This window comes from Vibrio sp. 10N.247.311.14 (assembly GCF_041467715.1).
Taxonomy (GTDB): Bacteria; Pseudomonadota; Gammaproteobacteria; order Enterobacterales; family Vibrionaceae; genus Vibrio; species Vibrio crassostreae_C.
This window is the reverse complement of record NZ_JBFSVE010000030.1, coordinates 52,274-62,754: the sequence shown is the minus strand read 5'-3', so window position 1 is coordinate 62,754 and position 10,481 is coordinate 52,274. Positions and strand designations below refer to the sequence as shown.

The following is a 10,481-nucleotide window of genomic DNA, read 5'->3' as shown; positions in this document are numbered from 1 at the left end:
TTGTACGGTGGTGTGAGAGGACGGAGGCCGTGAGGCCTCCTCCTACTCGATTGGTTGGTTTTGTCTGACATCATCGACTACTGCAGAACACGATGGTTCAGCTAAGATCTTTTCGCTTCTATCTAAGAACGTTTCATCTTCTTGGACATGTAGTCGGAATCGAAAAACTCAGGCCAGTACATTTTTACGTAACCACCGGCAACCCAAATCACTAGAATGGTGGCGATGGTTAGCTCAAAGAAACCAAACTTGTGTAGCCAATACCATTGTGGGTATTCCGCGCCGAAAAATGTAGTTAGACGATGCATGGCAATAGCGCTGATCACAGATGGGAAGGTGACGGCAGCAATCGAAGGTTGGAACTTCAAACGCATTAGGCGGATGTAACACAAGTAAATCAACAAAGTCATGGTGATGGCAATGCCCGCCAATGCACCTGTTAGAATCGGGTCTGGGTTGTCGAAGTTAACCAAGTAAGCGGCTAAAGACAAGTTAACCGGAGCTGCCATGATAGCGAGTGTTGGTCTTGCTCGGCGAGGAAGATTGCCTTCGAACACCAAGCGGTATAACACCACTGGCAACATAAGGAAATAGATACCAATACAAGTGACCGCAAGTGTTTCTGAAAATACGGTGTGCCCGAACTGTGTGCCAGCTAAGGAACTGCTGATCAAACCGACCGGATACAGAAACCAACTCGGTACAATGTTCGACATTTTGAAGTTGATGATCTGAAAACTAAAGAACAACACCATCATGGTAAAGTGCAGCAATAGCGCGCAGAACCAAACTGGGTAGGCGATAGCTGGCGATATCTCGGCTAAATAGTCGCACAGAATCAGTAAAGCCATGCTCATTGGTGCCATCAAGCTTCCACTTAACGGGTGGCGAATGTCATTAAGGAAGGTATTAAAGCTCGTTAAATAGCGCAGTAAAACAGGCAGCAATAATAGCGCGCCGAATGCAGCGAGGTAGGGACGAATTATCTCACCAATGCCCGGGATATATAACGCCCAAGCTTGTCCTAACCCAATAACGCCAAGTGCTAAAGACGCCTGAGATGGCGGTACATTTTTTACTTGGGTTAATCTTCTCCAGTTCAACGACTTGCTCCGACTTAGTTAATTACAGAATATTGGAATATTTGCCTTAGTTAGAGTATGTAGGTCTTCCATCAATAGATTTTGAGGGCACTCAACTAATTTTGAGTGGATGATACCAAGTTTAACGTTTGCTTTTTTGATTTTGATACGGAATCGGGAGATTAAGCACGTTGAATGTGTGCTTTTGTTTCATGAGTCATTTGTAATTAACGCACTTCCTCTTGTTGAGGGAGATCTTGTTGTCTTAGTTTCTCGTTTTTCAGCGTACGGTTAAGCAGTTGACTGTAAATTGGCTGCCCACCTAACATTTGAGCAATGATTACCGCACCTAAGCAGGTGATGATCAACGGCAGGATCAGGTAGTAGTTATTGGTCATTTCAATAACCAACAGTATGCCAGTGATAGGCGCTCGAACAGTGGCAGCAAATAAGGCTCCCATGCCAGCTATGGCAAACATACCCGGTTCAATATTCAGTTCAGGAAAGAATGCAGCTGCGATAAGCCCGAACGCATAACCAAAGAGTGTTCCTAGCGCAAGCATTGGTGCAAAGATACCGCCTGGTGCACCAGAGCCGAAACAAAGCAGGGTAGTGAGGACTCGGCCTAAGAAAATCAGCAACAACACATTGGCGCTGTAGCTGCCATTCGTGATGTTCGGGATGATACCAATACCACCACCGGTTAATTCAGGTATATAGAGTAGCAACAAGCCAAAACAACCGCCAAGTAGAGTGCCTGTCATCAAGTAGCGTTTACGGTCATTCTTGTGGATCGCCACAAACAGGTCTTGGGAAAGCGTAATCAGTTTATTGAAAATCACACCAAACAGGCCGAACAACACACCTAATAATAAGAATAACCAAAGTGCGTCGAGTTCAGGCGGCTGGTACTGAGGCATTGTGATAACGGCAGATTGGCCATTGATAGAACGAAATACAATGTTGGCTGAAACTGCTGAGATGATGACAGCTTTGATTGATATGAGTGAGTAGCGAAACTGTGGTCTCATCTCCTCAACCACAAACATGATTCCTGCCAGTGGTGCGTTAAATGCGGCGGCTAAGCCACCAGCGGCACCTGAAGCCAGCAGTGAGTGGCGAGTGTCATCGTCTTTGACTCGAAAGATATCGGTGACCATACGACCGATACTGCCGCCCATTTGAACGGTTGGTCCTTCTCGACCTAAAACCATACCAGAGCCTAATGCGCCCATACCGCCAAAGAATTTTACTGGCAATACTCTCCACCATCGAACAGGGCGCATACCGTCCATCGCACCTTCAATTTCGGGGATGCCTGAGCCTGCAGCCTCTGGAGCAAAGCGGTGAACGAGGAAGTAACCAATAAAGGCAAATGCAGCACTAATAAGGAAAGCGGCCAACCACAGTGGTAAATAGCTACCGATTTCATCTTTCAGCCAATCGGTACGAGTTTCTGTGATGAAATGAACCGCAACTTCGAAATAGGTACCCACTACACCAGCAAGTACACCCACAATACAAGAAAGGAAGAGAACCGAAGCTGGGGTCTTATCTCTTGAGAGAAATTGATTAATAGCATCCCTTGGCATCTTGGCTAGTAAGGACTGCTTAATTTTCTCTCTTCTGGTCATAAAGATAAGTTTCCTGAATGAGTTAAGGCGGGGTTGCATTAAATTATACGCTTCCTCCGCATATCCTATAGCAGCAAAGATGAAAAGTTGAATTTCATTTATGGAATGTGCGTGTTACATAAATGGAATCTATGGTCAATAGTGGAATCACCGTCACAATTTTGATCGATTCTCTGGCGGCGGCTTGAATATCCCCAAAAATGAACCATAGTTAAATCGTAAAGCAACATAACGAACCGCAAGGAGAAGTGAGGTTTTACACACAATTTGGATGGATTCAGAAACAAAGTTTTAGTTCCTCGTTAAATGTTCAGGTCGATATTTAAGGCTTCCTGATTCGCGAACTCACGATTGAGTAACGAGGGTGAGGCGTACTGAGTAAGTACGCCTTTAGTTCGTCTGGAGCATCCCATTTCCACATTCTGCCTCTACTGTTTATCTCTTCTGATTATTTTCGCGCCAACCTCTATTAACGAATCTCAGTGTAAACAATCGATTGGGGTCAACTTTTTGGTGATTGAGTATATACTCCCTTAAAAAGGAGAACTGATATGACTAAAAAAGTTCCTACGAACATCATTACGGGTTTCTTGGGTGTTGGTAAAACGACAGCCATCTTGAACCTGCTAAAAAATAAACCTGAGAATGAAAACTGGGCTGTTCTGGTTAATGAGTTCGGGGAAATCGGTATTGACGGTGCATTAATGACAGATCAAGGCGCTTTGATTAAAGAAGTGCCGGGTGGATGCATGTGCTGTACTGCGGGCGTGCCTATGTCAGTGGGTATTAATGCCTTACTTCGCCAAAAGCCAGACCGTTTATTGATTGAGCCGACAGGGCTTGGTCACCCTAAACAGGTTATAGCGACACTGACTTCCGATCAGTACACACCATATGTCGATTTAAAAGCGACGCTTGGTTTGGTTGACCCACGAAATCTGTCTAATGAAAAGTACACCTCGAATCAGAATTTTAATGATCAACTAAATAGTGCAGATGTGATTCTTGGTACTAAGGTTGACCTTGTTCATTCTGAAGACATCGATGTGTTCAATGATTGGGTGACGGATCAAACGCCAGCAAAAGTCTTCCATAAGCTAATTCACGATGGTGAAGTGCCATTGGAAGTGTTAGACATTGAAAGAGTATACGGCAGTGCTTCATCTCATATTGAAGCGCATCATCACGATCACGCTGAACAAGAGCCTCAATTCCAACTTCCTCCTGGTGAAGCTTTCATCCGTAAAGAGAATAAAGGACAGGGCTATTTCAGTTGTGGTTGGTTGTTTGGCGCAGAGCATAAGTTCGACTTCGATGCGCTATTCTCTATGTTGTCAGATCTAACGGCCGAGCGTGTAAAAGCTGTCGTGAACACCGACCAAGGTTGCTACGCATTCAATGTGGCGAATCAAGTCGTGTCTGTGAACGAAATTACGCTTGATGGCTTTGAATCTCGACTGGAAGTGATCGACTCGCAGCTCATGCCATGGGGCGATCTCGAGCAGATTCTACTCAAGCTGTGTGGCATCAAATAGCCCTGTTTTTGCTGTTTGAACCAAGGATCTTGGTGTTTACCTCGTTGAAGGCGGGATAAACACCAGATTAAATGAGAAAGTTTGCGTTATATCACGATAAATGTGAGATAAATCACTCTAATTACTTTATAGTGCTCGGCTGAAATAAGAATGTAGGCTGTCTGCTTAAGGAACCCGTAACAATGTCATTTTCCTCTCAAGGTTTTGCTCCTGAATTAGTCAAAGCGTTGACTGAGTGTGGTTATGAAAAACTCACTCCAATTCAACAAAAAGCGATTCCAATGGCTCGTAAAGGCCATGATATTTTTGCTACTGCTCAAACCGGTACGGGTAAAACAGCGGCATTTTCATTGCCTGTTATCCAACACCTTTTGAACAGCGGTAAAAAGGCGTCTAGAGGAACGGCTCGCGGCCTTATTCTTGCTCCAACTCGTGAGCTTGCTGCGCAGATCGCTCAAAACATTAAAGACTACGTTAAATACACAGATCTAAGTGTTTCTGCGGTTTACGGTGGTAACAAGATGTCTTCACAAGTTCGTCAACTAGAACTGGGTGTGGATATTTTGGTTGCAACACCTGGCCGTTTAGAAGAGCACTTAGAAGCGGGTAACGTGTCTATTGCTAACCTAGAATTTCTAGTATTTGATGAAGCTGACCGTATCCTTGATATGGGCTTTATCAATGCCGTTCGTAAGATCATGTTGGATGTAGAAACATCACCGCAAATCATGATGTTCTCTGCAACGACTTCTACTCAGTTAAACCAACTGTCTGTTGATATTCTGCGTAAACCAAAACGTATTAGTGTTGAGCGCGAAAACTCAACGGCTGCTACTGTCGGCCACGTGGTTTACCCAGTGGATCAAGAGCGTAAAACAGAACTGCTTTCTGAGCTGATTGGTCGTAAAAACTGGCGCCAAGTGCTTGTTTTTGTTAACTACAAAGAAACAGCGAACGATGTAGTTAAAGAGCTTAAGCTAGACGGCATTAAAGCAGTATTGTGTCACGGTGATAAAGCGCAAAGTGCTCGTCGTCGTGCTCTAGACGATTTTAAAGAAGGTAAAGCGCGTGTAATGGTAGCAACCGACGTTGCGGCTCGTGGTCTTGATATCGAAGACTTACCACACGTAATTAACTACGACATGCCTTTCCTAGCAGAAGACTATGTTCACCGTATTGGCCGTACAGGTCGTGCAGGTAAGCAAGGTCACGCTGTCTCTTTCGTTAACCGCGAAGAAGAGCTGACTGTCGTTCAAGTTGAAAAACTGATTCAACAGCGCATTCGTCGTGTTGAACAACCGGGTTATGAACCGAAGAAACGTGATGCTTACATCGAGAAGCTGAACACTAAATCGGCTTACAAAAACCGCCAAGGTCGTAAGAACAACGCGAACGAAGAGACGCAAGATCAAGCAAGCGCTGAACGTCGTTTGACTATGATGAAGCGAATTAAAAACCGTCGTAAGTAATTACGGTTGGTGATTGAAAAGAGCCACTGTTATGTGGCTCTTTTTGTTTGTATTGATCGCAATATTGTTTATTGTCATTACTGCTTCGTTTCAACCTCGCTTCATTTCAAGCCCGATCAAGAAACAAGAACTAATAAATAAAAACAAGTCGATAAGGTAATAATATGGATAGCGCACTACTTTGGGCTTTTATTCCCACGTTTTTCTTCGTGTCAATCACGCCCGGTATGTGTATGACTTTGGCGTTGACACTTGGAATGAGTGTTGGATACAAGCGTACATTATGGATGATGATCGGTGAACTGGCTGGTGTCGCTGTGGTTTCTATTGCCGCGGTATTGGGTATCGCTTCGATCATGTTGAATTACCCATGGCTATTTACGGGCTTTAAATTTGTTGGTGCGGGTTACCTGTTTTATTTAGGCGTTCAGATGTGGCGTTCGAGAGGCAAACTGGCGATCAGTACTGACAACCAAACAACAAAAGTCAGCAATGATTGGGACTTGGTGGTTCAAGGTTTTGTCACTGCAATTGCGAACCCAAAAGGCTGGGCGTTTATGATTTCTTTGCTGCCTCCTTTTATTAACAGCAATAAAGACTTAGCACCGCAGTTACTCATTCTCGTGTCGATCATTCTGGTTTCTGAGTTTGTTTGCATGACTTTATACGCGACCGGCGGTAAGAGCTTAAAACATATGCTCGGCAAGGCGGATAACGTTAAGTTGATGAACCGTATTGCTGGTACGTTGATGATGGGTGTTGGTGTGTGGCTGTTCGTGAGTTAATTCTGAAAAGCGATAACGGTTAGAGATCTCCGACTCAGTCGTCCCTCCTTCTCGAGGATGACTAGAGCTTGGTATGACGAGCTCTTTGGATGATGATAAGTTTTTAAGGCTTGGTTCCTTACTTAAACCGAAGAATGCATAGAATATAAAAAGAGCAATAGGGCATTTGGCCTTATCGCTCTTTTTGATTTTACTGAGCTAGCGAACAGAAACTAGATAACAGAAATGTTTCTGCTCTTAGCTAGATTTGCGTATTAAACCGCGATTTCACCGCCGTCTTCACGACGAATCACAACCGTAGATGCTCTTGGACGAACATTGCCTTGAGTTTGTGCTGTTGCATCTTCAGACGATGGCCAGTTTGCAGGGTGTTGAATGTTCACAAACAGTGATTTGAAATCTGGGCTGATGGTAAAGCCAGTCACTTCACAACCGTTTGGACCCACAAAGAAGCGTTTAAGCTGTGCTTGGTTGTTTGCATCAATCACCGCACTGTTGCCGTTGTCATCCGTTAACTGAGATGGAACCACTGCCAGCATTTGGTCATTGGTGTAGCCAGTTACTTCGTCTGCGCCGTTATCTGTCTGAATCCACAAGATGCCACGAGCATCAAACGCTAAGCCGTCAGGGCTCGCGAATTGGTTCATGTCTGTTAGACCAGAGCGGTTAATAGACTTGTCTTCCACTGCTGGTGAACCAAATACGAAGATATCCCAATCGAACTCGCCTGCCGTTTTGCCTTCATCCCAACGGATAACATGACCGAACTTGTTGTCTACGCGAGGGTTCGCAGAGTTCGCTTCTTTACGCTTGTTGTTATTAGTCAGCGTTAGGTAAGCCGTACCCGTCATTGGGTCAACAGAGCACCATTCAGGGCGATCCATTGGCGTTGCACCAACAAGGTCGGCAGCGCCCGCTGTATTGATGATAAGCGCTGCTTGAGAGTCAAATGAATCACCTAGCTTGCCGCCGTTTGTAGTCTTGCTGCCCAACGTTAGTGGTAGCCACGTACCTGAACCGTCATCGTTGAACTTAGCCACATACAGCGTGCCTTTATCCATGTACTTGTCACCCGCACTTAGGCGATTACTCGGTTCTGCGTCACGCGGGTCCCATTTCTCTTCAGAAACAAATTTGTATAGGTATTCAAAGCGAGAATCGTGACCAGAGTAGAATACGATTGGCTCGCCTTCGGTCAACTTACCAAACGTACAGCCTTCGTGACGGAAACAACCCAGTGCAGAACGTTTCTTAGCGCGAGAGTTTGCTGTGTATGGGTCGATTTCAACAATGTAGCCGTGACCGTGTGCTTCGTTACGGTAATCGTCCATTGCTGACTCACCTGTTGGTGTTACGTCAAAGCGAGCAAATTCGTCTAGGCGTTCTTGTTTGTCACCAGAAAGCGTGTCCCAACCGTAACGTGTTTTGTCGGTAGCGATACCAATACGTTCTTGCGCTGGTGTTGTCTCGCCTTTGTTAACGAAATAACCCGGCCAGTTTTCTTCACACGTTAGGTAAGTGCCCCATGGTGTGTAGCCATTACCACAGTTGTTCAACGTGCCACGAGCTTGGCTGCCGTCTTGTGAGAACTTGGTTTTGGTAAATTCACTGTGTGCAACAGGACCAGACAGATCCATTACGGTCGCGCCTGTGTAGCGGCGGTTCAGAGGATCGTTATCGACCATCACCCATTGGTTGCCTTCAAGTTTTACACGAACCACACTCACGCCGTGTGCGTTGATCTCTTTACGTACTTCATCAAGGCTAGGGCGGTTGCCTTCATCGTATGTAGGACCATTAGCGTGCAGTGCTTTTTGGTCGATGTATTCGTGATTAATCACCAACAAACCGTCGTTGCTGTTGCCATTAAGCGGGAAGAAGTGCATGCCGTCGTGGTGCATGCCCAGTGAGTTTGCTTGATCTTGGGCGTTGTTGGTTCCATCTTTTAACCAAGCATTGCCTTGCTTGTTAAGTGGAGTACCCCAAGGAGCCAATACTTGTGCTGTATAGCCTTTTGGCACAACGACACTGTCTGTCAGTGAGCCTTTAACCGATTCGAATGCAAGTGTAGCAGTGCTTTTTTGCGGTGCGCTAGATGATGCTGTCGCCGCGTGCGCTGTGCTGTGGCCTGCTAAACCAAAAGCACCAAACGCCGTCATTGCACTGATGCCTAAACCGCCTTTGAGAACATTTCTTCTTGAAAGGTTCGCATCTAAAACTTCTTCGAAGGGTTTGTTTTTGCTCTTATTAAAACGAGTGCTATCAAATGTTTCCTTGCTCATCTCGACTGCTTCCTATTGGCTGATTTTATTATTCGTTATTCATGACTTACCCACCTACTAACTAATTGGTTAATAAGCTGGGTCAATGTGTGACTAATCGTGAAGCAGTTAAGTGACAGATTTTTATAGATTTGATTAAGGTTTTGTTTCTGTAGCACGATTTTTGCCATTAACACCCTTGTGTAATACAAAACTCTTGGGGATTGATGTGGAACTGTGTATAAATGCTTTATCAAACGAAAAGAGAGGCAGTTATGAAATTAGATAAAATCGAAAACAAAAATCGTCGCCTACGCAAAAAGCTATACCTAGGTGAATTCGCGATTCTGGGTTTTGAAGTAAGCTGCAAGACATCGATTACTGATTTTGATCAATACGATGTGTTCATTGATGAGTTCATTGATTTCATCGACAGCATCGGTCTGTGCTTTGGTGGCGGCGGCCTTGAGCTGTTTGAAGGTTTCTTATGCTCAATTGAGCGCTACCGTTCAGTAACAGAAGCAGAACAACTGCAAGTTGCTCAATGGCTTGAAGCTCGTGCTGAAGTAAGCAAAGTGGAAGTTAGCGAACTGATTGACGCAAACTACGCGTTCTAATTTGATGTTGTGTTGTTAGCTCGATTGAAAGGCCAAATACGGCTTAGGAAAGAGTAACAACAGTACGCTAGAATAAAGGCCGAATCGTTAAATCGATTCGGCCTTTTTGCGTTTTATTCGTTCCATTTCTATTCTTTATCTTCTTTTCTATCCCTTCTGACGTAAATGATAAATTGATATTTTTCGATTAAATATTAGTACTTTATCGCTATTTTTATTTGCAGTAATAAGTTTGGATAAACTTGTGAGAGTTTTATGAGAATTCAATGAAGTTGCTGATAGATTTGATCGTTATTCTTAGAGTCAACAACACCACAGTTCGTTCTGGCAAAGGTAACGGTATATCGCTGTTATTCGTTTTGTTGGCAACGATAGGACTCGATAAAGGATGGAATCAAAATGAATAAACGTACTCAAATCAGCTTAGTGATCAGCTCGGCTATGTTGGCCTTCGGAGCGGCTCAAGTTCAGGCTGCTGAGCTTGAAGTCACTGTCACTAATGCAACGAAAGGGATCTACTTTACGCCTATCTTAGCGGCGGCTCATGACTCAAGCTTGTTCATGTTTAGAACGGGTGAAACGGCTTCTTCGGAACTAGAGTCCATGGCCGAAGGTGGCGATATTTCAGGTTTATCTGGTGTCATTGCCAACGCGGGAGGCGTGGTGGTTGAGAACCCAGCGGCCGGCATCCTCAATCCAGGCGTCGCAACTACGTTTGATATCAGTACTGGTGATTTAGAGTACCTATCATTGGGTGCAATGTTGCTGCCGACAAACGACGGCTTTGTTGGTCTAGATAGCTGGAAGATCCCAACTCAAGCGGGCACCTACAAAGCGACTCTAAATGGTTATGACGCAGGCACAGAAGCCAATGATGAGCTGGCGGGCAGTATGCCGAACCCTCCATTCATTACCTTTGGCGCTGGTGGCACAGGTGTAGAAACGGCAGTATCAAACGCTAAGGTTCATATTCATCCAGGTAACATTGGTGATGGTGATGGTGATGGTGATGCGGCGGGCGGCATCAGTGACCTCGATAGCAGTAGCCATCGATGGTTAAACCCTGTTGCAACTATCACCATTGTTGTGAAGTAAGGG

9 protein-coding genes are annotated in these 10,481 nt (G+C 44.9%); 6 read left to right on the top strand and 3 right to left on the bottom strand.

The annotated features are described in order from the left end of the window. Positions 1 to 122: 122 nt before the first annotated feature. Positions 123 to 1,103, bottom strand: coding sequence for a TDT family transporter (locus AB6F11_RS12720; protein ID WP_104216296.1), 981 nt, complete (start codon positions 1,101 to 1,103; stop codon positions 123 to 125). A gap of 206 nt (positions 1,104 to 1,309) precedes the next feature. After that, complete coding sequence (clcA, locus tag AB6F11_RS12715; protein WP_102397989.1) at positions 1,310 to 2,716, bottom strand: H(+)/Cl(-) exchange transporter ClcA; 1,407 nt, start codon at positions 2,714 to 2,716, stop codon at positions 1,310 to 1,312. Positions 2,717 to 3,267: 551 nt separating this feature from the next. On the opposite strand from clcA, the gene AB6F11_RS12710 reads away from it, so the two are divergent. The 3 genes from AB6F11_RS12710 (at position 3,268) to AB6F11_RS12700 (ending at position 6,505) form a co-directional block, all read left to right on the top strand. Then, a complete protein-coding gene (locus AB6F11_RS12710) occupies positions 3,268 to 4,251 on the top strand; it encodes a GTP-binding protein (protein WP_017069160.1) in 984 nt (327 codons plus the stop codon). Between the two features lie 182 nt (positions 4,252 to 4,433). After that, on the top strand, positions 4,434 to 5,720 hold the full coding sequence (locus tag AB6F11_RS12705; RefSeq protein WP_017069159.1) for a DEAD/DEAH box helicase: 1,287 nt from the start codon (positions 4,434 to 4,436) through the stop codon (positions 5,718 to 5,720). Positions 5,721 to 5,884: 164 nt separating this feature from the next. After that, the gene (locus AB6F11_RS12700; protein WP_017062631.1) at positions 5,885 to 6,505 is read left to right on the top strand and encodes a LysE family translocator; all 621 of its coding nucleotides are present in this window, start codon (positions 5,885 to 5,887) and stop codon (positions 6,503 to 6,505) included. Between the two features lie 254 nt (positions 6,506 to 6,759). Here the strand turns inward: AB6F11_RS12700 and AB6F11_RS12695 are convergent, their stop codons facing one another. Continuing rightward, on the bottom strand, positions 6,760 to 8,787 hold the full coding sequence (locus tag AB6F11_RS12695) for a PhoX family phosphatase (protein WP_104216297.1): 2,028 nt from the start codon (positions 8,785 to 8,787) through the stop codon (positions 6,760 to 6,762). Between the two features lie 254 nt (positions 8,788 to 9,041). On the opposite strand from AB6F11_RS12695, the gene AB6F11_RS12690 reads away from it, so the two are divergent. The 3 genes from AB6F11_RS12690 to AB6F11_RS12680 all read left to right on the top strand — a co-directional run bounded on the left by AB6F11_RS12690 (position 9,042) and on the right by AB6F11_RS12680 (position 10,478). Continuing rightward, positions 9,042 to 9,383, top strand: coding sequence for a YggL family protein (locus tag AB6F11_RS12690; RefSeq protein WP_017062629.1), 342 nt, complete (start codon positions 9,042 to 9,044; stop codon positions 9,381 to 9,383). A 266-nt stretch (positions 9,384 to 9,649) separates the two neighbouring features. Further along, positions 9,650 to 9,790: a hypothetical protein gene (locus AB6F11_RS12685; protein ID WP_017067451.1), complete on the top strand. Its 141-nt coding sequence runs from the start codon at positions 9,650 to 9,652 to the stop codon at positions 9,788 to 9,790. Further along, positions 9,783 to 10,478 (top strand): spondin domain-containing protein, encoded by a 696-nt coding sequence (locus AB6F11_RS12680; protein ID WP_104216298.1) that lies wholly within the window; start codon positions 9,783 to 9,785, stop codon positions 10,476 to 10,478. Before AB6F11_RS12685 ends, AB6F11_RS12680 begins: the two co-directional genes overlap by 8 nt. Positions 10,479 to 10,481: the final 3 nt, after the last annotated feature.